The organism is Candidatus Pelagibacter bacterium nBUS_49, assembly GCF_051200925.1.
Classification (GTDB): Bacteria; Pseudomonadota; Alphaproteobacteria; order Pelagibacterales; family Pelagibacteraceae; genus Pelagibacter.
In genome coordinates, this window is the sequence record NZ_CP172837.1 from 665,080 (window position 1) to 690,706 (window position 25,627).

General features: G+C 29.0%; 24 protein-coding genes and 3 tRNA genes. 9 read left to right on the top strand and 18 right to left on the bottom strand.

What is annotated here, in order from left to right; genetic code table 11:
* Positions 1-25: 25 nt before the first annotated feature.
* Both ACIJYF_RS03680 and xth read left to right on the top strand, forming a co-directional pair.
* A complete protein-coding gene (locus ACIJYF_RS03680) occupies positions 26-343 on the top strand; it encodes a HesB/IscA family protein (protein WP_435117874.1) in 318 nt (105 codons plus the stop codon).
* Positions 343-1,119, top strand: a complete 777-nt coding sequence (gene xth / locus ACIJYF_RS03685) for an exodeoxyribonuclease III (RefSeq protein ID WP_435117876.1) — start codon at positions 343-345, stop codon at positions 1,117-1,119. Before ACIJYF_RS03680 ends, xth begins: the two co-directional genes overlap by 1 nt.
* Here xth and ACIJYF_RS03690 read toward each other — a convergent pair.
* The 4 genes from ACIJYF_RS03690 to ACIJYF_RS03705 are packed head-to-tail and all read right to left on the bottom strand — an operon-like array spanning position 1,111 to position 4,081.
* The gene (locus ACIJYF_RS03690; RefSeq protein WP_435117878.1) at positions 1,111-2,109 is read right to left on the bottom strand and encodes an Ldh family oxidoreductase; all 999 of its coding nucleotides are present in this window, start codon (positions 2,107-2,109) and stop codon (positions 1,111-1,113) included. The genes xth and ACIJYF_RS03690 overlap by 9 nt on opposite strands.
* The gene (locus ACIJYF_RS03695; protein WP_435117880.1) at positions 2,110-2,508 is read right to left on the bottom strand and encodes a Fur family transcriptional regulator; all 399 of its coding nucleotides are present in this window, start codon (positions 2,506-2,508) and stop codon (positions 2,110-2,112) included.
* 24 nt (positions 2,509-2,532) lie between these two features.
* The gene (locus tag ACIJYF_RS03700; RefSeq protein ID WP_435117882.1) at positions 2,533-3,336 is read right to left on the bottom strand and encodes a metal ABC transporter permease; all 804 of its coding nucleotides are present in this window, start codon (positions 3,334-3,336) and stop codon (positions 2,533-2,535) included.
* 1 nt (position 3,337) lies between these two features.
* Positions 3,338-4,081, bottom strand: coding sequence for an ATP-binding cassette domain-containing protein (locus ACIJYF_RS03705; protein ID WP_435117884.1), 744 nt, complete (start codon positions 4,079-4,081; stop codon positions 3,338-3,340).
* Positions 4,082-4,152: 71 nt separating this feature from the next.
* Between ACIJYF_RS03705 and ACIJYF_RS03710 the strand changes: the two genes are divergently transcribed.
* From ACIJYF_RS03710 to ACIJYF_RS03730, 5 genes are all read left to right on the top strand, one after another.
* The gene (locus ACIJYF_RS03710) at positions 4,153-5,196 is read left to right on the top strand and encodes a zinc ABC transporter substrate-binding protein (RefSeq protein WP_435117886.1); all 1,044 of its coding nucleotides are present in this window, start codon (positions 4,153-4,155) and stop codon (positions 5,194-5,196) included.
* A 75-nt stretch (positions 5,197-5,271) separates the two neighbouring features.
* Positions 5,272-5,484 carry a hypothetical protein gene (locus ACIJYF_RS03715; protein ID WP_435117888.1) on the top strand — a complete coding sequence of 71 codons (213 nt, stop codon included), beginning with the start codon at positions 5,272-5,274 and terminating at the stop codon, positions 5,482-5,484.
* Complete coding sequence (locus tag ACIJYF_RS03720; RefSeq protein ID WP_435117974.1) at positions 5,478-6,152, top strand: phytanoyl-CoA dioxygenase family protein; 675 nt, start codon at positions 5,478-5,480, stop codon at positions 6,150-6,152. The genes ACIJYF_RS03715 and ACIJYF_RS03720 overlap by 7 nt, the downstream gene beginning before the upstream one ends.
* Positions 6,153-6,491: 339 nt before the next feature.
* Positions 6,492-7,457, top strand: a complete 966-nt coding sequence (locus ACIJYF_RS03725) for a hypothetical protein (protein ID WP_435117890.1) — start codon at positions 6,492-6,494, stop codon at positions 7,455-7,457.
* Between the two features lie 105 nt (positions 7,458-7,562).
* Positions 7,563-7,748 carry a hypothetical protein gene (locus ACIJYF_RS03730; RefSeq protein ID WP_435117892.1) on the top strand — a complete coding sequence of 62 codons (186 nt, stop codon included), beginning with the start codon at positions 7,563-7,565 and terminating at the stop codon, positions 7,746-7,748.
* On the opposite strand, the gene ACIJYF_RS03735 is transcribed toward ACIJYF_RS03730, so the two are convergent.
* The 4 genes from ACIJYF_RS03735 to ACIJYF_RS03750 are packed head-to-tail and all read right to left on the bottom strand — an operon-like array spanning position 7,745 to position 14,145.
* A complete protein-coding gene (locus ACIJYF_RS03735) occupies positions 7,745-8,587 on the bottom strand; it encodes an EamA family transporter (protein WP_435117895.1) in 843 nt (280 codons plus the stop codon). The two genes, ACIJYF_RS03730 and ACIJYF_RS03735, sit on opposite strands and share 4 nt — an antisense overlap.
* A gap of 7 nt (positions 8,588-8,594) precedes the next feature.
* Positions 8,595-9,800 (bottom strand): sugar phosphate nucleotidyltransferase, encoded by a 1,206-nt coding sequence (locus ACIJYF_RS03740; RefSeq protein WP_435117897.1) that lies wholly within the window; start codon positions 9,798-9,800, stop codon positions 8,595-8,597.
* The gene (gene ilvD, locus ACIJYF_RS03745; protein WP_435117899.1) at positions 9,800-11,518 is read right to left on the bottom strand and encodes a dihydroxy-acid dehydratase; all 1,719 of its coding nucleotides are present in this window, start codon (positions 11,516-11,518) and stop codon (positions 9,800-9,802) included. The genes ACIJYF_RS03740 and ilvD overlap by 1 nt, the downstream gene beginning before the upstream one ends.
* Positions 11,518-14,145, bottom strand: a complete 2,628-nt coding sequence (locus ACIJYF_RS03750) for a valine--tRNA ligase (RefSeq protein WP_435117901.1) — start codon at positions 14,143-14,145, stop codon at positions 11,518-11,520. The genes ilvD and ACIJYF_RS03750 overlap by 1 nt, the downstream gene beginning before the upstream one ends.
* A 122-nt stretch (positions 14,146-14,267) precedes the next feature.
* Between ACIJYF_RS03750 and ACIJYF_RS03755 the strand changes: the two genes are divergently transcribed.
* Both ACIJYF_RS03755 and ACIJYF_RS03760 read left to right on the top strand, forming a co-directional pair.
* Positions 14,268-14,341: transfer RNA gene (locus tag ACIJYF_RS03755), tRNA-Cys, on the top strand.
* A gap of 51 nt (positions 14,342-14,392) precedes the next feature.
* Positions 14,393-14,468: transfer RNA gene (locus tag ACIJYF_RS03760), tRNA-Asn, on the top strand.
* A 95-nt stretch (positions 14,469-14,563) separates the two neighbouring features.
* Here the strand turns inward: ACIJYF_RS03760 and ACIJYF_RS03765 are convergent.
* The 10 genes from ACIJYF_RS03765 to ACIJYF_RS03810 form a co-directional block, all read right to left on the bottom strand.
* Positions 14,564-14,935, bottom strand: coding sequence for a helix-turn-helix domain-containing protein (locus tag ACIJYF_RS03765; protein WP_435117903.1), 372 nt, complete (start codon positions 14,933-14,935; stop codon positions 14,564-14,566).
* Positions 14,936-15,134: 199 nt separating this feature from the next.
* Positions 15,135-15,869: an amino acid ABC transporter ATP-binding protein gene (locus ACIJYF_RS03770; RefSeq protein WP_435089202.1), complete on the bottom strand. Its 735-nt coding sequence runs from the start codon at positions 15,867-15,869 to the stop codon at positions 15,135-15,137.
* 6 nt (positions 15,870-15,875) lie between these two features.
* Positions 15,876-17,147, bottom strand: a complete 1,272-nt coding sequence (locus ACIJYF_RS03775; RefSeq protein WP_435117906.1) for an amino acid ABC transporter permease — start codon at positions 17,145-17,147, stop codon at positions 15,876-15,878.
* 2 nt (positions 17,148-17,149) lie between these two features.
* Complete coding sequence (locus tag ACIJYF_RS03780) at positions 17,150-18,295, bottom strand: amino acid ABC transporter permease (protein ID WP_435117909.1); 1,146 nt, start codon at positions 18,293-18,295, stop codon at positions 17,150-17,152.
* Positions 18,296-18,361: 66 nt separating this feature from the next.
* Positions 18,362-19,402 carry an amino acid ABC transporter substrate-binding protein gene (locus ACIJYF_RS03785; RefSeq protein ID WP_435117911.1) on the bottom strand — a complete coding sequence of 347 codons (1,041 nt, stop codon included), beginning with the start codon at positions 19,400-19,402 and terminating at the stop codon, positions 18,362-18,364.
* Positions 19,403-19,570: 168 nt separating this feature from the next.
* Positions 19,571-19,647 (bottom strand) — tRNA-Arg (locus ACIJYF_RS03790).
* Positions 19,648-19,681: 34 nt separating this feature from the next.
* Positions 19,682-21,088, bottom strand: coding sequence for a TrkH family potassium uptake protein (locus ACIJYF_RS03795; protein ID WP_435117913.1), 1,407 nt, complete (start codon positions 21,086-21,088; stop codon positions 19,682-19,684).
* A gap of 6 nt (positions 21,089-21,094) precedes the next feature.
* Positions 21,095-22,486: a Trk system potassium transporter TrkA gene (gene trkA, locus ACIJYF_RS03800; RefSeq protein ID WP_435117915.1), complete on the bottom strand. Its 1,392-nt coding sequence runs from the start codon at positions 22,484-22,486 to the stop codon at positions 21,095-21,097.
* Between the two features lies 1 nt (position 22,487).
* Entirely contained in the window at positions 22,488-23,843 is a 1,356-nt protein-coding gene (locus tag ACIJYF_RS03805) for a sigma-54-dependent transcriptional regulator (protein ID WP_435117918.1), read from the bottom strand.
* Positions 23,843-25,624 (bottom strand): ATP-binding protein, encoded by a 1,782-nt coding sequence (locus ACIJYF_RS03810; RefSeq protein ID WP_435117920.1) that lies wholly within the window; start codon positions 25,622-25,624, stop codon positions 23,843-23,845. Before ACIJYF_RS03810 ends, ACIJYF_RS03805 begins: the two co-directional genes overlap by 1 nt.
* Between the last annotated feature and the right edge of the window lie 3 nt (positions 25,625-25,627).

A 25,627-nucleotide genomic window follows, 5' to 3' on the forward strand; every position in this document is an offset into this window, starting at 1 on the left:
ATATTAGTATTATCAGTGTTCAGTAATGATTAAAGAAATTAAATTTACAGATAATGCTCTAAAACAGATAGCAAATTTATTATCAAAAAAAGATGATGGATCATTTTTTAGAATCGCTATTAAGGGCGGAGGATGCTCAGGTTTTCAATATGAATTTACATTTGAAAAATCCAAAAATGACGATGATTTTAATTTTGAAAACATCTTAATTGACAAAACTTCAGCAGATTTATTAAAAGGTTCTGAGGTTGATTATGTATCTGAGCTTATTGGTGAGTCTTTTAAAATTTCTAATCCACAAACTAAATCTTCTTGTGGCTGTGGTGTTTCATTCTCACTTTAATGATTATCTCATCCTGGAATGTTAACTCAGTAAGAGCTAGAATAGAAAATATCAAAAGTTATCTTCTAAAATACAAACCTGATGTTTTAATGATGCAAGAAATTAAAACTGAAGATGTTAATTTCCCATATGATGATTTTGCTTCCATGGATTATGAAAGTCATGTTTTTGGTCAAAAAAGTTATAATGGTGTCGCTATCATATCTAAAGGTAGGTTAAATAATGTTAGAACTGATTTAATCAAAGATAAGTTAAAACAATCAAGAATAATTTCTGCAGAAGTTGAATATAAAAAAAAAGTTATTCAATTAATAAATATCTATACACCTAATGGTAATCCAGTTGACACTGAAAAATACGATTATAAAAAGAATTGGATGGATCAACTTATCAAACAACTAAAAACTTTATCTAAAAAAAATCAAAACATCATTTTAGCTGGAGACTTTAATGTTATTCCAGCTGCTGAAGATGTTTATAATGTTAAAAGCTTCGAAGACGACGCTTTATATAGACTTGAAATAAGAAAAAAATTTAGAGAAATGTTAAATCTTGGTTTTAATGACGTTTATAGACACTTTAATGAAGATAAAGAGGGATATACATTTTGGGATTATATGAGAGGTGCTTGGCAAAAAAATAATGGTATGAGAATTGACCACTTCTTAGTTTCAAACTCTCTAATCGATAATATAAAAGATATTAATATTAATAAAGATCCTCGAGGAAGGGAAAAACCTTCAGATCATACTCCAATTGAAATTAAACTAGCTTAGAGATTTAATTTTATTAACTAGTTCCTCATTGATGTGTCTAGGGCCAGTATCTAGTCGATTTTTATGTCTTCTTTCACCAGGTAATCTTACTTCACCCATTGATTTCATTTTTTCGAAAAATTCTTCTGCATGTTTCTGCCAACTAGTTCCTGCTGTTTTATCCGGACAAATAGCTAGAATAAATTCACCACCACTTGGTGGACCGCCATCATTATTATCTTTGGCAGCTGTTTCATAACTAAAATTATCACCAACTAATGCACCAGCTAATAACTCTACCATCATTGCTATAGCTGAGCCTTTGTATCCACCAAAAGGTAATAGAACACCACCGTCTGCAATCTCTGCTGGATCAGTAGTATCTTTTCCATCTTTAGTTAAACCTGTTCCAAGTGGAACTTTATGTCCTTCTCTTTTAGCAACTTGAACTTCACCCATTGCCATTGAAGCTGTTGCCATATCATAAACAACTGGTGTTTTACCAGGACGTGGCCAAGCAAATGAAATTGGATTTGTTCCAAATAATGGTTTAATAGCACCTGCTGGGGCTACTGCTGGTTTATAAGAGGTGCAAGCAAAAGCAACTAATCCCTCTTCGGCTAATTTTTCAGTTTCAGGCCACATAGCTGCCATGTGATGTGAATTATTAATTGCTAAAACGGCAACACCATTTTTTTTTGCAGCTTTTGTTAATTCAGGTAATCCTTTATTTAATACAACTGGAGCTAAAGAGTTTTTACCTTGAACTTTTATTACTGATGGAGAAATTTTTTTTATTTCAGGTTTTCCTTTACCATTAATTTTACCACTTTTTAAACCTGAAACATAAGCTGGTAATCTAAACAAACCATGCGAAACAGAACCGTCTCTTTCTGCATTTCTAATTAAATCTGATAATATAGATGCAGTTTCATCATTACATCCATTAGCCAAAAGTGTCTTTTTAGCTAGTTCAAATATTTCGTCTAAAGTTAAAAATACGGTGCTCATTTATTTTGATTTACATTTTTTACATAAACCAAAAAATTCTAAATTATATTTACTATATTTCATTCCAGAGTCGTCTGAAAAGTTAGATAAATATTTTGAAAGTTTTGAGTTACTTATTTCAGATACATTTTCGCAACTTTCACAAATTGAAAAAGCAGTTGCTTTTGTTATTTGGCAGCTAGAATTTTGACAGGCAATAAAGGCATTTCTGCTTTCGATCTTGTGAATTTTTCCAATTTCAACCAATTTGTCTAATGCTCTATAAACTTGTAATGGTGCTTTAATTCCTTTTTTTTGAACATCAAACAAAATTGAGTAAGCCTTCATTGGTTCACCAGATTTATCAATTATATCAAAAATAATTTTTTGGTTTTTTGAAAGGTTATGTTCTTTTTCCATTTTTAAATTCTTATCAATTAGTTATTAGTTTTTCAATTTAATCGATTGTTTAATATTAAGTAAAGATAATATAAATAAAACTAAAGCAGCCATAATTATTGAAGGTCCAGATGCGGTGTTAAACTCTAATGAAGAAAATAAACCCAGTATTACTGATAAAAGACCACCAATTACTGAGAATAAAACCATCTTTTGAGGACTATTTGATATGTTTCGAGCCATTGCGGCTGGAATGATTAGCATTCCAGTTATAAGCAACAATCCAACCATTTTAATTGAAATAGCTATTACAGCAGCCATAAGAATAGTAAAAATTGCTTTAGCTCTATCTGGATTTAACCCTTCTGCTTCTGCTAGCTCGTAATTAACAGTAGATGCAAACAAAGGTTTCCAAATTAATTTTAGTACTAATAAGATTATAGCTCCACCAGTCCATATCATAAATATATCAGTTGTTGTTACTGCTAAGATATCTCCAAATAAAAGACCCATAATATCAAAACGTATAAAAGTTAAAAATCCAATTACTACTAAACCAACTGCTAATGAAGAGTGAGCAAGAAGACCTAGCAATGCATCTCCAGGTAAATTAGTTTTTTTTTGTAATTGAATTAAAATTAACGCAATTGCCGATGAAATTACAAAAACTGAAAGCGCAATATTAAGCTCAAAAGAATAAGCCATAGTTACACCCAATAATGCTGAATGAGATAATGTATCACCAAAATATGACAATCTTCTCCAAACTACAAAACAACCTAGTGGTCCTGTTACCAAGGCAACACCAATTCCAGCAATTAAGGCTCTTATGAAGAAATCATCTAACATATTAATTTTTCTTAATTTGACCTTCGTCTGAATGAACATGGTCATGTTTATGTTCGTATACAGATAAAATTTGAGAAGCTTGTTCTCCAAATAAGGTTTTGTACTCATTATTTTTAGCCACATCCATTGGTGATCCTGAACAACATACATGGCCATTTAAACAAACAACATGATCTGTTGCGGTCATAACAGTATGTAGATCATGTGAAATTAATAAAATTCCACAATTTAGAGTATCTGAAATTTTTTTAATTAATTCATACAAAGCAATTTCACCTGTATAATCAACACCCTGAACTGGCTCATCTAAGACCAATAATTCCGGTTTTTTGGAAATAGCTCGAGCTATTAGAACTCTTTGAAATTCACCGCCAGATAAATTTCCTAAATTTTTATCTTTAAGATGGGCAACGCCAGTTAGAGCAAGAGCTTCGTCAATCGCTTCGTCACTGATGTCTTCTGTTAAAAGCATAAAATCATACACTCTTAATGGTAATGTCCAATCAATTGAGATTTTTTGAGGAACATAACCAATTTTGTTTGTGTATTTTTCTACCGTCCCCTCGATATTTTTGTAAATACCTAAAGCAATTTTTGCCGTAGTACTTTTACCAGATCCGTTTGGGCCAATAAGTGTAACGATCTTGCCCTTCTCAACTTTTAATGAGACGCCCTCTACTAGCCATTTATTGTTTTGTTTAAAACCAGCTTTATGAAGTTCTACTAATATATTTTTATCTGACATTTATTACTTGACTTGCAAATGTTATATTATTACATACTGTTATAATATAACAACTAATTAAATTACTTATTATGAAAAAACTCAAAAAATTATCCATTGCTTTATCAATCTTATCAATTTTAACTTTCTTTATACCAGCAAATGCTGAAATAAAAGTAGTTACATCAATTAAACCAATACATTCTTTAGCTAGTTATTTGATGGATGGAATTGGAAAACCAGAGTTAATTGTTGATGGATATGCGTCTCCTCATGGATTTTCAATGAAACCTTCTCATGCAAAAATGCTTCAAAACGCTGATCTTATTTTTTGGGTTGGTGAAGGTATGGAAAACTTTCTAGAAAAACCTTTAAGCTCAATAGCTAAAAAAGCTGAAAAAATTGAGTTAATAGAAATTAAAGGTTTAAACGTATTAAAATTTAGAGAAAGAAATATTTTTGATGAACATGATCACGGACATGATGATCACGGTAAGAAAGAAGATGATCACGACGATCACGGACATGATGATCACGGTAAGAAAGAAGATGATCACGACGATCACGGACATGATGATCACGGTAAGAAAGAAGATGATCACGACGATCACGGACATGAAGGCCATGGACATGGTGAATTTGATGCTCACATTTGGTTAGACCCAATTAATTCAAAAGCAATATTAAATGAAATGGCTGAACATTTAATTGAAAACGATCCTAAAAATGGATTTAAATATAAAAATAATTTAGATAAGGCTTTAAAAGAAATCGATAAACTTACTATTGAGGTAATGACTGATTTAAGTAACAGCGTTTCATCAATTGTGTTTCATGATGCATATCAATATTTTGAGAAAAGATTTAATGTTAATGTTTTAGGTGCATTTACTGTCAATGCTGATGTAATGCCTGGAGCTGAACAACTAGCTGAAATTAGAGAAATTATCGAACATGATAAAGTTGCTTGTGTATTCTCTGAGCCTCAATTTAATCCTGATATTATTGATGCTGTTGCTAAAGATATGAATATTAAAACTGGTGTTTTAGATCCACTAGGTGCAACTTTAGATTCGGGTAAAGATCTATACTTTAAATTGATAAGAAATATGTCAGCTTCTTTTAAAAGTTGCTAATTTATTAATTTATTTGAAGCTAAAAACACATTTTTTTTAGAGAAAATTTATTATTTTCAAATATAATAATTTTCAATGAACGATCTTAATCAGTTTAAAAATTATGGGTTTTTTGTAAAAAAAAATCTAATTAGCCCAAAAGAGATCAACAAAATAAATAAAGTTGTAAATGAAGTAATTTCTAAAGAAAGAGAAAAAAAAAATCAAATAACCAAAACAGTACTCAATCTTATGATAATTATCATTTTGTTTACAATTCCAGTTCCTCAAAAAATCAGGAAATTTTAAGATTAAATAATCCTCAAAATAGACATAAGATCTTCTATCAATTATCTAGGAATAAAAAAATAATATCTATAGCTAAAAAATTACTAGGAGGAACAGTTAGATTTCATCTTGGAAAATTAAATTTTAAATTACCTAATAAGAAAAAAGGAAGTGAAATTGGATGGCATCAAGATTGGGCTTTTTACCCACATACCAATGATGATTTGATCACAGTTGGTATATATTTGGATGATTGCTATGAGAAAAATGGTCCTCTTAAAATAATTAAGAATTCACATAAAAAGAAATTGTATAGTCACCACAATAAAGAAAATTACTTTGTTGGAAAAATAGATACTAAAAAGAATAAAATTGGAGCAAATAATAGTGTTTCCATAACTGGAACTGCTGGAACAGTTGTTTTTTTTCATTGTAGATCAGTTCATGGTTCTGGACACAATTTAATGGATAACTCAAGACCATTAATTTTATTTGGTTACAGGGCATGTGATGCTTGGCCATTAATTAATGATGGAAATCCTCACCCAGAAATTGATTTAGAAAATTATGATAAAAATATAATTGTTGGAAAAAAATCTATAAAACCAAGATTAAGTAAAGTTCCAACAATAATTCCATTACCTAAAAAGAAGCATTATGTTTCTATTTATGAACTTCAGAAAAATTAACATTTAAACCTTAGATCTCACTTTTATTAATAATTAGATTTTATATGATAATTTTAAAGAAATTATAAAACACTATTAAGTTGTATTTAAGAAATCATATTACTGGACATAATCTAAAAATATAATATTTAAGATAAATTTGCTTTTCATAATATAAATAATTTAATTTATACTATGGACTTTACTTTTTTTTACAATAATGATCGATGAATCAACTCACCATAAAAAAAATAGATTAATTTAACTATAGATAAATTTACTTACACCTATTAAATCATCATCAATATTAAGAATCGTTCGAAACGGAAAACAATAAAGTAAATATAAAAAGGAAAAAAAATGGAACTGACAACAATATATACGATCGTCGGCTTTGCTTTAGCGGGATATAGCGTTATTGCTAATGACTCAATACAGACGCTAGGTACTTTTATAGCATCTAAACAAAAATGGTTTAAATGGTACACGCTTGCAAGCGCTGCTTCATTTGTGATGATACTTGCTATCACATGGGGCTGGTACAGCAATGCTGGCGATATATCTTATGGAAGATTAACAAGAATACCATTCCAAGAAATACAGTGGTATCATGCTGTAGCGCCTGGAATACTTTTAATATTAACAAGAATAGGAATACCAGTTTCAACTACATTCTTAGTTCTTTCTGCTTTTGCATCAACTGTAGTTCTTGAAAAAATGCTTATGAAAAGCGTTGTTGGTTATGGCTTAGCAGCTGTTGCTGCATATATTTGCTGGGTAGTTGTATCTAAATTTATTAATGAAAAATTTGATGAAGTAGAAGATAAATGGATAGGTTTTTGGAGAAACTCTGTATGGGTAACTTCAGGTTGGTTATGGTGGGTTTGGTTATCTCACGATGTAGCTAATATAGCCGTATATCTTCCAAGACAATTAGATGTAACTTTATTATTGATTGTTCTTGCTTACTTTACAGCTCTTCTTTTTTACATCTTCTACATAAACGGAGGATCAATTCAAAAAGTAGTTTTAGATAAAACAGGAACAAGATACGCAAGATCAGCAACAATAATTAATGTTATTTATGCTGCTGTACTTTACTATTTTAAAGAACTTAATGATTTACCAATGTCAACAACATGGGTATTTGTTGGTTTATTATGTGGTAGGGAACTTGCAATATCAACTATGAACAAAGATTATAAATTCAAGTATGTTTTTCCATTAATTGGTAAAGATTTTCTTAAAATGATCTTTGGATTAAGTGTGTCAGTAGGTATTGTGCTAGGAATACATTATATAATAATTCCAAATAATTGGTTTTAATTAAGTTTTTTGGGCATATTACACAACTTGATATGCCCAAAAAATAAAAGATTAATTTTTAAAAATTGAATTTTTCATTTAAATCAATAAAAGAGTTTTTTCATTATGAATAAAAATCGAAAAAAAAATACTTACAAACAAGAAGACTGGGATAAAATGAGCCCAATAAGAAAATTAGAAAGAAAACTTGATAGAGTTAACCATATAATGGAACTTATAAGAACTGTAGTCCCTATAATGCTGTTGCTTTTGAATACAATAATTATTTTAAAATTATTCAATTATATTTAAAATAACTTAATACCAATCACCCCGATAACTATAAGCGAAATAGATATTATTTTTTTAAGATTTATAGTTTCTTTTAAGAAAAAATATCCAATAAATATTGAGAAAAAAATACTCGTTTCTCTAAGTGCTGCAACTAGAGGAATTGGTGCTTTTGTAAAACCCCAAACAACAATTGCATAAATAATAAAAGATATAGATCCTCCTACCCAAAATATTATTTTTGCATCTTTAAAAACCTTTGAAAAAATATTTTCATGTTTGTTGAGTTTTAAAATAATAGGAAAAAGCAAGGCACTAAATAAAAAAGAAAAACTAATATATGAAATTGCTGACGTACTAACTCTAGCACCGTATCCATCTATTAACGAGTATAGACCTATGAATGATCCTGTAAGTAAAGAATATTTAGTAATCTCAATTTGTTTTTTATTTTTTGAAACAATTAAACCAAGAAGCATTATTCCAGCACAAATCAATAATATTGAGAATAAAGTTGGTATTTTAAATACAACGCCAAGAAATATTATAGAGATCAATGTAGCTAATAAAGGTCCAAAGCCTCTGAAAATTGGGTAAACATTTGTATAGTCACCTATTTTATAAGAATTTAACATATACCATTGATAACCCTGATGAGCTAATACACTTGCAATTATATAGGCTAGCGACTCTTTTCCTGGTAAAGGAAAATAAAAAATACAAATCAGAGCTAAAGGTATGTGGCCTAATACAATAGCCAAAACTGCTATAGCTTTATCTGGATGATGTTTAACCATCGCATTCCAAACTGCATGTAAAATCGTTGCTAATAGAATTACAAAAAAAACACTAGAATCCATTAATTACTTATTTAACTCTACCGTAAATATCTTGATATCTAACAATGTCTGTTTCTTTAAGAATTGAACCTACTTGAGCTTCCATAATTTTAATTGGTTTTTTGCCTTGATTTTGAACTCTATGAATTGCTTCTAGTGGAATGAATATGTGCTCACCTGGTTTTTTGACTATTTTATCTTTGTTAAGTGTAATTTTAGCATTACCTTGTGTAACTAGCCAATGTTCAGCTCGATGATGGTGTTTTTGTAAGCTTAAAATTCCTTTTGGTTTGACAAATAATTCTTTAACTAAAAACTCTTTTCCCTCGAATAAATTGGTGTATCTACCCCAAGGACGGTAATAAATATTTTTTTTCTTAATGTATTTGTCTTTATTCTTGTCATACATTTTTAAGATTTCTTTCCAACTACCAAGATCTGACCATGGAATATCTAATTTAATTGCGTTTATTTGTTTTGTTTTTTCTAAAACTGCATAATCGAATGATTTAGCTGTCGCTTTTATAAATGAAGCTTTATTTAAATAATAAGTATTAGCTTTATATTTTGCCTTTTTAACTGAATTAACACAATTTCTGTATGTTGTTGGCTGATATTTTTTAAAATTATTAATTATTGAGTCTTTTCGAAGATAGAACATGCCTGAATTCCAATAACCTTTGTTCTTAATAATTTGTTTAGCTTTTGACTCTTTTGGTTTTTCAATAAATTTAGTTACTTTATTAATATTTCCTTTGATTTTTTTTGTTAAAAAATATCCATAATCACTTGTAGGAGATTTAGGTTTAATTCCAAAAACAAATATATTTTCACTATTAAGGTTTGATTTATTTTTATTGATGGCTTTATTAAAAATATTCATTTTTTCAATTAAATGATCGGCAGTAAAAAACATTAATGGTTGATTGTCAGGAATATCTTTTATTAGCGCTGTACTTAAAATAGCTGGGGCTGTGTTTCTTTTTGCTGGCTCTACTACAATTTTATATTTGGTAATCTTATTTTTTTTTAAGTGTTGTTTTACTTTATTTAAATACTTCTTATTTGTACTAATGATTGGAGAATCGTAAATTGAAGCTTTTGTTCTTTCTAAAGTTTTATCAAGTAAAGTCCATTTACCAAAATCAATAAACTGTTTTGCTTGATGATTTTTAGAATTTGGCCAAAGTCGAGTTCCAGCACCTCCACATAATATAACCGGACGGATTTTCATCAAATTTCTGAATAATCCTTAACTTCTTTTTTCTTACCTGGATGAGTTGGGGCACCTAAATAAGCAGGTCCTACCGTTTGTGCATACTTCCATAAGGTACCTGATCCAAAATCAGATTTTCTAGGTTTCCATTTTCTTTTTCTTGAAGATAATTCTTTTTTAGAAAGTCTTACATTGATAGTCCCTTTTTTAGCATCAATATCAATGATATCTCCGTTACGTAAAAGGCCTAAAGGACCCCCTAGAGCAGCCTCAGGGCCCACGTGACCCACACAAAAGCCTCTCGTAGCACCAGAGAACCTACCGTCAGTAATAAGAGCTACTTTCTCCCCTTTTCCTTGTCCGTATATAGCTCCTGTTGTTGATAGCATTTCTCTCATGCCAGGACCTCCAACAGGACCTTCATATCTAATAATGATTACTTCACCATCATTATACTTTTTGCTTTGAACAGCTTTCATAGCGCTTTCTTCATTATCAAAACATCTTGCTTTTCCAGTAAATTGTAATTTCTTTAATCCTGCAACTTTAACTATTGCACCCTCTGGAGCTAAATTACCTTTTAAACCAACTACACCACCAGTTGGTGACAAAGGATCTTTATAAGATCTCATTACTTTTTGTTTTGGATTAAATTTAATATTTTTTAAATTTTCTTTCATGGTTTTTCCAGTAACAGTCATGCAGTCACCATGGATAAAACCACCTTCGTATAATGTTTTAAGTAACATTGGAACACCGCCTGCTAACCACATATCTTTAGCAACATATTTTCCACCTGGTTTTAAGTCTGCAAGATAAGGAGTTCTTTTGAAAATTTTAGCAACATCCATTAAATCAAATTTTATACCTGCTTCATTAGCAATTGCTGGTAAGTGTAATCCAGCATTTGTTGATCCGCCTGTTGCAGCAACTATTGTTGCAGCATTTTCTAGAGCTTTTTTAGTTACGATATCTCTAGGTTTAATTCCTTTTTTAAGAAGATTCATAACCATTGTTCCACTTGCTTTTGCGTACTTATCTCTCTCTTCATAAGGAGCTGGAGTTCCAGCTGAGTAAGGAAGTGCTAATCCAATAGCTTCAGATACACATGCCATTGTGTTAGCTGTAAATTGACCACCACAAGCACCAGCACTAGGACAGGCAACTAACTCTAATTTTCTAAGTTCAGCAGCAGACATTTGACCTGAAGAATGTTTTCCAACTGCTTCAAACACATCGACTACAGTTACGTCTTTTCCTTTATATCTTCCTGGTAGAATTGATCCTCCATAAATAAAAACACTTGGAACATTTAATCTAACCATGGACATCATTAATCCAGGTAAAGATTTATCACATCCAGCAATACCAACTAATGCATCATAGCAATGTCCTCTAACCGTAAGTTCTGCTGAGTCTGCAATTACTTCTCTAGATATTAAGGAAGATTTCATTCCTTCATGGCCCATTGCAATACCATCGGTAACCGTAATTGTGCAAAACTCTCTAGGAGTTCCACCGTTAGCTCTTACACCTTTTTTAACTGATTGAGCTTGTCTCATTAGGGCAATATTACATGGTGCTGCCTCATTCCAAGTCGATACAACACCAACAAATGGTTTTGCTACATCTTTCTCAGTTTCACCCATTGCATAATAAAATGATCTGTGAGGTGCTCTATCAGCTCCTAATGATGTATGTCTGCTTGGAAGTTTCTTTTTATTAAATTTTGCCATTATATACCCTTTATTGTTACTGATATTTTATCAATATCGTTCTTTAAATTATTATAATTAGTTTTTTCCTGTTCAACAATCTCTTTTGGTGCTCTATCTACAAAACTTTTATTTTCTAATCTTTGAGATATTTTGTTCATTTCTTCTTGAATTCTATTTTGTTTGCTAGTTAAGTTTTCTTTAATAAATTTTAAATCAACATCTTTATCGAAATAGATTTTAAACAAATCTCCTGAGACAACCATAGTTGCTGCAGGTTTATCCAAGTCATCACTTAAAATATTATTTATTCTTCCCAATTTTTTAAGAATGATTTCATTACTATTAATAAAAATTTTTTGATTATCATTTATGTTATTTATAGACAGATCTATAAAGGAACCAGGGCTTACGTTTAATTCATTTTTAAAAGATCTAATTTCAGAAATGATACTTATAATATTTTCAACTTGTTCTGTACTAGTGTCTTTATTAATTTCACCTATTGGCCAATTGGCAAACATCAAAAAATCTTTATTAGAGTTATCAAATTTATTTTTTAGCCAAATCTCTTCTGTAACAAATGGAATAAATGGATGAAGTAAAATCAAGATTTGCTTAAATATATAACTTGAAACTTTTCTAACCTCAGATTTAGCTTCTTCATTATCTGAAAATAATATTGTTTTTGATAATTCTAAATACCAATCACAATAAGAATGCCAGGCAAATTGATAAGCATTTTTTGCAGCTTCATCAAATCTATAATTTTCTAAATTTTTTTCTATCTTAGACTTTGCTTCAATTAACTCAGCATAAATCCATTTGTTAATATTTACTGATAAATCTGGAGTTTCATCAATATCAGAAAAATCACATTCATTAGCGATTAAAAAATTATTAGCATTCCAAAGTTTATTTAGAAAGTTTCTGTATCCTTTAACCCTATCTTCTGAAAGTTTAACATCTGTTCCAGGAGATGCCATCGAAAGCAGAGTGAATCTTAGTGCATCAGCACTATATTTTTCAATTAAATCTAACGGATCTATAACATTGCCTTTAGATTTTGACATTTTTTGTCCCTTCTCATCTCTAACTAGTGCGTGAACATAAATATCTTTAAACGGTTCTTTATTTAAAAATTCTGTTCCAAACATTATCATTCTAGCAACCCAGAAAAATATAATATCAAATCCAGTTACTAAGACAGAAGTAGGATAAAATTTTTCAACATAATCTTTATTTTCCGGCCAACCTAATGTTGCAAATGGCCAAAGACCAGAAGAAAACCATGTATCTAATACATCGGGATCTCGAATTAATTCTTCATCTTTGCCATAATGTTTTTTAGCTAATTGTTTTGCATCATCTTCATTGATAGCTACAAAGATTTTTTTGTCTGGGCCATACCAAGCTGGTATCTGATGGCCCCACCAAAGTTGTCTCGAAATACACCAAGGCTCAATATTATTCATCCATTGAAAATAAGTTTTGGCCCAATTTTCAGGAAAGAAATTTGTTTTTTTTGAATTTACAACTTCTTTAGCTTTTACAGATAATTTTTCTGCATCTGCAAACCATTGTTCAGTTAAAAATGGTTCAATTATTGAATTTGATCTATCTCCATATGGAACTTTGTTTTTTATGTTTTCTTCCTTAACAAAAAATTCTTTTTCTTTAAGTTCTTTTAAAATTTTCTTTCTTGCTTCAAATCTATCAAGACCAATATAATCTTTAGGTGCATTTTGGTTAATTTTACCAGCTTCAGTAAATATATTAATTATGTCAAGATTATTTCTTTGCCCAACATCATAATCATTAAAATCATGTGCTGGTGTAATCTTTAGAGCTCCAGTTCCTTGTTCGGGATCTGCATAATCATCTTCTATAATGTTAATCTTTCTTCCAACAATTGGAATTGTAACTGTTTTTCCTACAAAAGAAGTAAATCTTTCATCTTTTGGATTAACAGCGATAGCTGTATCTCCTAACATTGTTTCAGGTCTTGTTGTTGCAATGGTAACGAATTCACGCGTACCATCAATAGGATACTTAATATAATAAATTTTAGAATTTACTTCTCTTTGGTCAACTTCAAGATCGGAAATTGCAGTTTTTAAAACAGTATCCCAGTTTACTAATTTTTTATCTTTGTAAATTAAACCTTTATTATAAAGATCTACAAAAACTTTAATTACTGATTTTGAAAGATTTTCATCCATCGTAAAAGCATTACGAGACCAATCACAAGAACATCCTAATTTTTTTAATTGATTGATAATTATGTCTCCATACTGCTCTTTCCATTCCCATACTTTTTCAATAAATTTTTCTCTACCTATTTCATTTTTATCAATTTTTTCTGATGCAAGTTTTCTCTCAACTAAAGCTTGAGTGGCTATTCCTGCATGATCAGTTCCGGGTTGCCATAAAGTTTCATAGTTGTTCATTCGGTGATAACGAACTAGTAAATCCTGAATTGAATTATTTAGAGCATGACCCATATGAAGGCTGCCGGTTACATTAGGCGGTGGAATTACAATTGAAAATTTTTTTGAATTTTCTCTTGGTTTAAAAAGTTCATTTTTTTCCCAATAAGAATAGATTTTGTCTTCAACATCAGAATGTATATATTTATCGCTACTCATGGTGTGTAAAGTTTATAATTTAATAATCTAAATTAACAATAATGAATTTAGATCGTTATTTAATAGACTAATGAGAAATATTTAATATAAAAAGGCTTCTGATGCTATTAGCTAAACAAGATGGCAACGTGGCGGAATGGTTACGCAGAGGATTGCAAATCCTTGTATCCCGGTTCGATTCCGGGCGTTGCCTCCAAAAAAAAATCTTGTTTTAGTCTTAAAAAAAAGTAAGTTGAATTTCTTACATTCCTCGGTAGCTCAGTTGGTAGAGCAGTTGACTGTTAATCAATTGGTCGCAGGTTCGAGTCCTGCCCGAGGAGCCAAAAAAAATTCTAAAAAAATAACTTAAAAATTATTTCCTGGTTTAAATATATGGAATTTATTAAACTTAATTTTGGGGTCTTAGATTAATTAAAAATTATACTGCTTTAGAAATAATTGTTCCTGAAATTTGTAAAGATTTGTTAAATTTTAATTTTTGATCAGCACTAAGTTCAGAGTATAATTTTGTTAAAAAATTGTAATTAACATTCATGTGACCTTCTTGTGATTTTTCCAAATTAATTAAATATTCTGAAAAATCTTCAAAGAAATAATTAATCGGTACTTTTAAATAGTTAGACAATTGAAGCAATCTAATTGAGCTAACACCATTAGTGCCTTTTTCGTATTTTTGAATTTGTTGAAATGTAACGTTTATTGCTTTTGCAACTTTAGTTTGGGTTAAACCCAAAGCTAATCTTCTAAGTTTAAGCTTATTGCCTAAGTGTTTGTTGAAATTATCTTCCATTAAGACCCCTCTTAATTAAATTTTAAAAACATATTGAACAAATTTATTAAGGATCGTGCAATAGAAAAATTTATTTATTTTCTTAGCAAAAGATGAGCGACAGAAAACCTGTCAAGCTTAAGATTTAAAAAAAACTATTGAATTTAAGACAAATATATCAAACTATTATCTAAACTTTTGACGGTAAAGAGTTTAAAAATTATAAAATTTGGCTTAAAAATAGCTTTGTTCTATCACTCTTAGGATTAGCAAAAAATTCTTTTGTATCAGCCTTCTCTACTATCTTACCTTCATCCATAAATATCATGCAATCAGCAACTTCCTTAGCAAATCCCATTTCATGAGTAACAACAATCATGGTCATTCCTTGTTTGGCTAGGTCAACCATTACATCTAGTACTTCTTTAATCATTTCTGGATCTAATGCAGATGTTGGTTCATCAAAAAGCATTATTTTAGGTTCCATACATAGTGCTCTAGCAATAGCTACACGCTGTTGTTGTCCACCAGAGAGTTGTCCTGGGAATTTTTGAGCTTGATCTAAAATTTGAACTCTTTCCAAATGTTTTAAAGCCAATTCCTCTGCCTCTTTTTTAGGCATTTTCTTAACCCAAATAGGAGCTAATGTGCAGTTATCCAAAATTGATAAATGTGGAAATAAATTAAATTGCTGAAAAACCATTCCAACTTCTGCTCTAACTTGTTCTATATTTTTTGTATCTTCAGAAATCTCAGTACCATCAACTATAATGTTTCCTTTTTGATGCTCTTCTAATCTATTAATACATCTAATTAGTGTAGATTTACCAGATCCAGATGGTCCACAAACAACAATTTTTTCTTTAGCTTTAACCTCAAGATTAATATCTTTAAGAACTTGAAAGTCTCCATACCATTTGTTTACTTCTTTAATCTGTATAATTGAATCTGACATAGTTATTTATCTATCTGTTTTAAATTTTAATTCTAATTTTTGACTATATTTACTCATACTGTAGCAAATAATCCAGAATATAATTCCAGCGAATACGTAACCTTCCATCGAAAACCCAAGCCATTTAGGATTTGTTTTTGCTAAGTTTAACATTCCAACTAACTCCAATAACCCTACTACAAAAATTAATGGAGTATCTTTTACTAAAGCTAAAAAAGTATTGGCAATACCAGGTATTACTAGTTTAAGAGCTTGTGGTAAAATTACTAACAAATGAAGTCTCCAGTACCCCATACCTAAAGATTTTGCTGCATCATATTGTCCTCTAGGTAGTGCTTGTAAACCACCTCTGATAACCTCAGCTGTATAAGCAGCTTCAAATAAAGTAATAGCAACAATAACTCTAATTAGTTTATCAACATATGTTCCATCTGGTAAAAACATTGGAAACATAACTGCAGACATGAATAATACTGTGATTAGCGGTACACCCCTCCAAAATTCAATAAATGAAAGTGAAGAGTATTTAACTACTGTTAAATCAGATCTTCTTCCAAGCGCCAACATCATCCCTATTGGAAAACAAAAAATTAATGAAAAGAAAGAAACAATAAAAGTTAAAGATAAACCACCCCATGCACCTGTTTCTACCCATTCTAAACCAAATTCACCACCTGAAATTAAATAGTAAATTAAAAGAAATGAAATTATTGGTAGAAAGATAACATAATAAAAAGTTAAATATTTTTTATATTTCAATGGGAAAAAATATCCTGCTCCCATCATTCCTAAAACAATAATGAATGTTGCATTAACTCTCCATTGCTCATTATTAGGATACATTCCATACATAAATCTATTAAACCAAGTTTTAATATAAACCCAACATGCACCACCTCCCGTACAAGCTTCTTTGCTATCACCAATAAATGTAGCGTCTAGGACAAACCAATTGAGTAATGGTGCAACACTGAAAATTATCAATATGATTATGCTTATACTTAAAGCTGCATTAAAATTACTAGTGTTAATATTTTTGTTGAGCTCGTCTAGGATTTTAATTCCAGAAAATTCTATTCTTATTAAATGTAATCCAATCATTCCAAAAATTAGAGGAGTAAAAAAACTGACAAAACCAGGTAAAAATCCAGTAATATTAGTATCATAAAAATTATTTAGACAAAAATCTATTAACCCAAGTGCAAAAAATAAAGAACCTAAAATTAAAAATAAATTTAAACTTTCTCTATTAGGTTTTAAAAAATTTATATTACTCATTATTACTTTTCCTGTATCGCAATTCTTTTATTATACCAGTTCATAAATAGTGAGATTACTAAACTGATTGTTAGATAAGTAGCCATTGTAATTCCTACAATTTCAATAGCTCTACCTGTTTGCATCATTGCAGTACCTGCAAAAACTAATACTAAATCTGGGTAAGCAATAGCTGCTGCTAAAGATGAATTTTTTGTTAAATTTAAATATTGATTTGTAGTAGGTGGAATAATAATTCTTAATGCTTGAGGTAAAATTACTAATTTTAAAACTTGGCTAGGTGTTAAACCAATTGATGCAGCTGCTTCTTTTTGACCTTTCCCTATACCTTGTATTCCAGCTCTTACATTTTCGGCAATAAAAGTTGCTGTATATAAAGTTAAAGCCAATGTCAGCGCTATAAGTTCAGGAGGTATTCCCATACCACCTTCATACGTGAAAGAAGTTTTAGCTAGTTGTTTCAATACTGGAAAGCTCCAAGAAAGATCAACACCACCTATTATAAAAGTTAATGCTGGTAATATAATAAAAATTCCTAGTGAAATTAAAAATTTAGGATATTGTTTTCCCTCTTCTTCTTGTTTTCTTTTTGCAAATTTATTGAAAGAATAAATTGCGACCATTGCAACAATCAAAGCAATCATAAATACATCAAAATTGCTCCAAATTGGAGCTGGTGTATATAGCCCCTTAATAGTCATAAAAGAAGATCCAAAAATTAATGGGGCATCCTCTGGCATTGGTAGTGCTCTTAAAGCTGCAAAATACCAAAAAAAGATCTGTAACAACAAAGGTATGTTTCTAAAAAATTCAACATAAAAACTGGCTGTTTTATTAATTAGATAGTTAGGTGATAATCTTGCAACACCAATCACAGCACCTAATAGAGTACTTAAAATAATACCAATGAAAGAAACTAATAATGTATTTAATAGTCCAACTAGATAAGCACGTCCATAAGACATGGAGCCATCATAATCAATTAACGAAAATTGAATATCAAATGAAGCTTCTTTTGATAAAAAACCAAAACCAAACTCGATACCACGCGTATCCATGTTTTCTTGGGCATTCATTGTAAAGTAACCGAAGATTAAAACTATAAAAAATAGAGTTAAAAATTGAGGTAAGATTTTTTTAAATTTCATTTGATCAGATACTATAAAAAAAGGGCTAGATAAATCTAGCCCTTTTTAACAATTTATTACTTTTAATTATCTTGATGGTGGAACGTATAAAATACCACCTTTAGTCCATAATTCATTTGGACCTCTGTCTGGTAAGATACCAGTGTCAGCTATATTTCTCTTATAACTTTCACCATAGTTTCCAACTTGTTTGATAATTCTCAAGTTCCACTCGTTATCTAAACCGAATGCAGCACCCATTTCACCTTCAGCACCAACTAATCTTTTGATTTGTGGGTTTTCTGAAGTTTTCATCATGTCAGCATTAGCAGAAGTAACACCGTACTCCTCAGCTTCGATCATAGTATTTAAAGACCATCTTACGATATCTTCCCATACTGCATCACCTTGTCTAACAACAGGGCCTAATGGCTCTTTTGAAATAGTTTCAGGTAATACGATGTGATCATCAGGGTTTGACATTTTAGTTCTTTGTGCAGCAAGACCTGATTTGTCAGTAGTGTAAGTATCACATCTACCAGCATCATAAGCAGCTACAACTTCGTCAGCTTTTTCAAAAGCAACTGGAGTATAAGAAATTCCTTTAGAGTTAAAGAAGTCTCTCATGTTTAACTCAGTTGTTGTACCAATGTTAGTACAAGCTGAGATTCCATTTTTGAATTGGCTTGTTGAAGTAATTCCAGAGTTTTTTCTAACCATGAAACCTTGACCGTCGTAGAAGTTTACTCCAACGAAAGTTAGTCCAATGTCAGCATCTCTAGAAAGAGTCCAAGTTGTGTTTCTTGATAAGATATCAATCTCACCAGAAGTTAAAGCTGTAAATCTTTCTTTAGCACTTAATGGTGTGAACTTAACTTTGTTCGCATCACCTAGTACTGCAGCAGCTACCGCTCTACATACATCAACGTCAACACCAGTCCAATTTCCTGCAGCGTCAGCATTAGAAAATCCTGGTAGACCTTGAGATACTCCACATCTTACAAAACCCTTCTTCTGAGTGTTTTTAAGTGTTTTAGATTTTTTAGCAGCCATAGTCTCTGTTGTAAAAGTAAACAACACAGCAACCATTGCTACTAAAGAAGTTAATTGTTTTACGTATTTAAACATTATTCTTCCTTTTAGTTATTTTTATTTGTTAACAAATAATTCAAAATAAATTTGAATCAGTTCATGCTTTTATCATTATATAAAATTGATCAAAGTAAAATTCTCAATATTAGAACCATTCTAACTATATGTAGTATGGAAAAAAAATATAAGAATATATATTGATGATGGTGCGCCCTGCACAACTCGAACGTGCGACCCTCGGTTTAGAAAACCGATGCTCTATCCAGCTGAGCTAAGGGCGCAAAAAATTATTACAAGTACATATATAATACTAAATTAATATTTAAAAAGAAATTTTTTAGCGATTAAAAGTAAAGATAAAAGCTCAACTCTTCCAATTATCATAAAAAATATTAAAAAAGATTTCGTTAAAAAATGTAGATCATTAAAGCTAAAATCATTTAAGCCGTAGGTAGAAGAATTTACGGTATTCATTAAGGTTAAAACAGCTAATTTAAAAGAACTTTCAAAAGGAATATCACTCAGACTTAATAGAGAAGTTAAAATAAATAAAGAAATTATAAAAATCAAAATGGTTAAAAAATATTTATTAATTTCTTTGAAATCAAAATTTATATTAGAAAATATTAATTTATTCATAAAAACATTTTTAGGTCGACTAAAAGAAAGTATTTGATTTAAGGAATATTTAGTTAATGAATAAATTTTTAAAAATCTTAAACCTGAACTTGTTGAAAAAAAAGAACCTCCAATTATCACTAAAATCAAATAAATAAAATTTAAATTTGATTGATCAAATTCTAACGAGATTCCTATATTAGATATACTGCTAACTAGAGATAAAAAACTGTAAGTAAAATTATTATCAAAGCTAAAAAAAGTAAAAAAGAATGTGACTGTAAATAAAAAATATAAAAATAAATGAATATCTTCATAAAAGAAGTTTAAATTCTTATTTCTTAAAAAAATTAAATTATAAATAAAAAAAATACTAAAAAAAGAAACCAACATTAATAATGAAAAAATTACTATTTGAGTTTGATTGGTTAAAATTGATGAAAGATTGTTTGAAGGTAAAAAACCACCTGATGAAATTACGGTCATTGATAAATTTAAAGAATTAAAAGATCTTATTTCAAAAATATTTAGAATAATAAAAATAGATATTGTTATACTGGTGTATAAAATAAATATTTTAACAGTTTGTTTTAATATTTCTGAACTATTGAAAGATAAAAAATTTGTTAACGATTTTTTTAAACTATCATCATAAATATCAATCAAAAAAATTATGGAAAATAAAAAATATAAACCACCAATCCATTGAATTGAGGACCTCCATAATATCAAACCTTGGTCAATATGTTTTATATTATCAAAAATAGTAAAACCTGTTGAGGTAAATCCTGAAACAGACTCAAAAACTGAATTTAAAAAAGTTAAATTATAAATACTAAAATAAAATGGTAATGACAAAATAATTGGTAGAAAAATATAACCTAAAAAAACAGTTAAAATTTTTTCAAAAATCGTTGGTTTTTTAGTTGTCTCTTTTATTTTAAAAAAAAATAAACCAATAATTAAAGATGAAAATAAACTAAAATAGTAAGTGTTAAGATTTAAATATAAATTAAAATAGTAAGAGTAGATAATATTTAGGAAAGAAAATATCGAAACTAATATAAAAAAGAAACTTAGATATTTTACTCTAAATAGAGACATTTAAATTTATATAGAACTTATTCTAAATATATTTTCCACAACTGAAATTGAGTCTTTTTTGGCTAAAAACACAACCCTATCATCCTTCTGAAATACAAAATTTGATCTGGGAATTATTACTTTATCTTCTCTTAAGACTGCTCCTATTCTTATTTCTTCTGGTAAGTTTGAGTTTTTTAATTCCTTATTAATTAATTCTGATGTTTCAATAATTTCAGCTTCAATAACCTCATACTCACCATTTAAAATTGTATAAGCAGTCTCAATAGTTCCTTTATGTATATGTTTTAGAATACTGGAAACTGTATTCATTCTTGGATCAATCAAATCGTCAATTTTTAGAGAGTTTTGAAGTAATGAATAGTTCGGTTTATTAATTAAAGCCATAGTTCGTTTGTCATCGATTTTTTTGTCGTCTTTTGCAAATTTTTCTACAAGCACACTTACCATTAAATTGTCCTCGTCATCATTAGTTAATGCCAAAACAGTTTCTGCCTCCTCTAAATTTGCTTCAATCAAAACTTCTTCATCAAGAGCATCACCGTTAATTATAATGGTATTATTCAATTCATTTGCAAGGAATTCTGATCGTCCTTTGTCTTTTTCAACTATTTTAACTCTTGTAGCATCTAAACTCTCTTCTAAATTCTTTGCAAGATTAAAACCTATATTACCACCGCCTACAATTAATATCTTTTTAGAAATTTTTTCATTATGACCAAACGCTTCTAGTGTTTGTGACATTTGTGAGGAATTTATAATTACATAAATTTTATCATTTTTTTGAATATCATCATTTTTTTTAGGTATTAAAAATTTATCTCCTCTTATCACTCCAATAATATTTGCATCAAGATTTGGATGTTTTTTTGTTAATTCATTAAGCTTAATATTAATTAAATTACAATTATCATTAATCAAAATTTCCAATAATCTAATTTTATTATTGGCGAAAGGAACACTGTCGAGGGCACCTGGTGCTTCGAGTTTTCTTTGTATAGACTTTGCTATTTCTAATTCAGGAGAAATAATTACATCGATTGGTAAATTTTCTTTATTATAAACAGTTGTAAATTTAGGATTTAGATAGTCTTGAGATCTTATTCTGGCAATTTTTTTTGGAATATTAAAAACTGAAAAAGCTATTTGACAAATTACCATATTAATTTCGTCATTACGAGTAACAGCTATGATCATATCTGATTCAGAAGCATTTGCTTTTTCTAATATTGATGGATAAGTGGCTTTACCAACTATAGCCTTTACATCCAAAGACTCGTCAATTTTTTGGATATCATCGCTAGATTGGTCAATCACAGTAATAGAGTGACCTTGTTCACTTAGTTGTTTTGCTATAGTAAAGCCTACTCTTCCGGCACCACAAATGATTATATTCATTTTAATTAAATTCTTTTATTCCTAAGCCTTTTAATTTTCTATGTAAGGCGCTTCTTTCCATGCCAACAAAATTCGCAGTTTTTGAAATATTTCCATTAAATTTTTTTAATTGAATAGTTAAATACTCTTTTTCAAACTTTTCTCTAGCCTCTTTTAATGGCACAGATAGGCTATTTTCTGCAATTTGATCATCAAAATTATCATTTTTTAATGACTCCTTGATTATATTCGAAATTCTATCTTTTGTATCAGGTTGCAAAATTGCAATTCTTTCTATCAAGTTTCTTAATTCTCTTACATTGCCTTTCCAGTTGTGATTTAAAATATAGCTATTATTTTCATCAATCTCTAGTTCCTTAATATTATAACTTTCTGAAATTTTTTTTGAAAAATATTTAATTAATAATGGGATGTCGGAAATTCTTTGACTTAAAGGTTCAATATTAATTTCAAATACATTAATTCTATGAAATAAATCCTCTCTAAAATTTCCTATTTGAATTTCTTTTTTAAGATCTTTGCTTGAAGAGCAAATTAATCGTACATCAACACTCACATCACTATTTCCATTAACTCTTTTAAATTTTTGATCAGTTAATACCCTTAAGATTTTTGATTGAATATCAAGTGGTATTTCTGAAATTTGATCTATTAGTAAAGTTCCCTGGTTTGCTTTTTCAAGAGCCCCATAAGATATCGACCCATTTTCTTTTTCCTCACCAAATAATTCAAGTTCATACTTGTTTGAGTCTAATAAAGCACCATTTAAAACAATGAATGGTTTTTTTTTTCTTGAAGAATTTTTGTGTATTTTTCTAGCAACTAATTCCTTACCAGAACCTGATGGTCCACAAATAAAAACTCTACTCTCAGTTAAAGAAATTTTTTTTATTTGTTCTATAATATTAATTGTATTTTTGCTGTCTCCAATTAGTTCGTAAGAAGAAAATAATTTATTTTCATACTCTTTATTTTGTTTTTTAAGATTAAAATTTTCTACTGCGCGACTTACAAAATTCAATAATCTTTCTTGATCAAACGGTTTTTCAATAAATTCAAAAGCACCATGATGTAAAGATTTAATTGCCATTTCAATATTTGCATGACCAGAAATTATTATAACTGGAACATCTTTATTCTTGGTTTTGATATGCGATAAAAGCTCAATACCATCATTGTCACCCTTATCTAATTTAACATCTAATATCGCAACATTGGGCAGTTTTTTATCTATTTCAGCAAGTGCCTGATTATAGTTAGCTGCAATTCTTGTTTTATAACCAGCATCTTGAATTAATTCATTAATAATATTCCTAATGTCAGTATTATCATCAACTATTAAAATTTCAGCGCTCATTATTTTGAAAATATAATTTTAATTATTGCTCCATCAGCTTTAGATATAAATTCAATATTACCATTATGATCATTAATTATTTTATTAACAATAGATAAACCTAGGCCTGTTCCTTCTTTTTTTGTTGTAAAGTATGGGTTTAAAATTTCTTTAATATTATTGTTCAAATTTTTAAAACCTACTCCATTATCATTAATGATGAGACTTATATGGCTATCAAATTCGTTGAGTTCAATAGTAATATTTTTGTTAAAATCACTAACTTTTTCATCTTTTTGCTGAATACTTTCAATTGAATTTTTGATTAAATTAAGAAAAACTCTGCTTAATTGTTCTTTATCTCCTTCAAAAAATAGTTGCTGATTATTATGAATAAAATCAATTTTAATTGTTTGGTCTAATTCTTGTAATAACTGAATATTATCTTTTATTAAAGTAACCAGATTATTTTTTTGGAATACAGGTTTTGGCATTCTTGCAAAATCTGAAAATTCATTAACCAATTTTTCTATTTGTTTAATCTGATTGTTAATAATCTTTAAATTTTCCTCAAAATTTTCCCTATCTTTTTCATCTAGATCATTAGAATATTTATTTTTTAGTCTATCAATAGTTAATTGTATTGGAGTTAATGGATTTTTAATTTCATGAGCAAGTTTTCTTGCAAGACTGCCCCAAGCCTCATGTCTTTCATTAATAATTAATTTATCTTGTTGGTCTTTTAATCTATCAATCATTTGATTAAAATTTTTATTTAATATTTCTAAATCTTTATCTGTTTTAACTTCAGGAACTTTTATATCTAAATTTCCTTCACCAATTGAGGTTGAAGCTAAAATTAAGTTATTGATAGATCTAAAAAACCTGGAAGAAAATCTAATCGCTATTGATATTGATATAAATAATAAAAGTGAAACAACAATTATATAAATTATTGCAAAGGAAATTTTTATACCTGTACTTTTTTCCTCAACTGTATAATAAAAATTAATAGCCTCTTCAAACTCAGTCAAATATCTAGAAATATCTTTATCAAGATAATTGACTACATAAATAAATCTATCTTTAAAATTTTGTAAACGCATAATAGCTGCTGATCTATTTTCAAAGGCATTTATAATTTTTAAAGGACGATCATCATCTAATACAAGATTTAGAGCTTCGTCTACTGGTGGTATATAAGGCTCATTATCTCCCAGAGTTGAAAATAATAGTTTTTTTTCTAAATCAATTATATGTATTTCATTAACACCTCTAATTAATTTTTGTGTTTGCAAAAACCTAGAGTATTCTCTTTCATTATCATTTAAAAATTTTTTACTTTTATTCAAATCAAAAGCAATAAGAACTATTTCTGATTGAATTTTATTTCTCACTTCATCAACATAATTTCTAGCTAATTCATAAGAATTATTAACAACAGTAGTTACCTTTTTGTCAAAATATTTTTCAAGAGCAAATGAAAAAAGAAATAAAGAAAATATTGATATCAGTAATGAGGGGATAAAAGTAAATAAAGCAAAATATGTAATATATTTTTTATTTGATTTTAATCCATCCTTATCAATATCATTTTTGATTGCTTTTTTAATTTCTAAAAAGATAAAAATAAAAAGTAGTAAAAGTAAAACTATATTTAGAATTAACAAGTATTGTAAATTTTTACTTGAAAGCTCTAAAGGACTTTTGTCAATAAAAGTTAAAAAAGTTAAGAAACCTACTGATAATGTGATAATAAATAGGAATATTAAATATATGTTTTTTTTTATAAAATCGTGCATTCT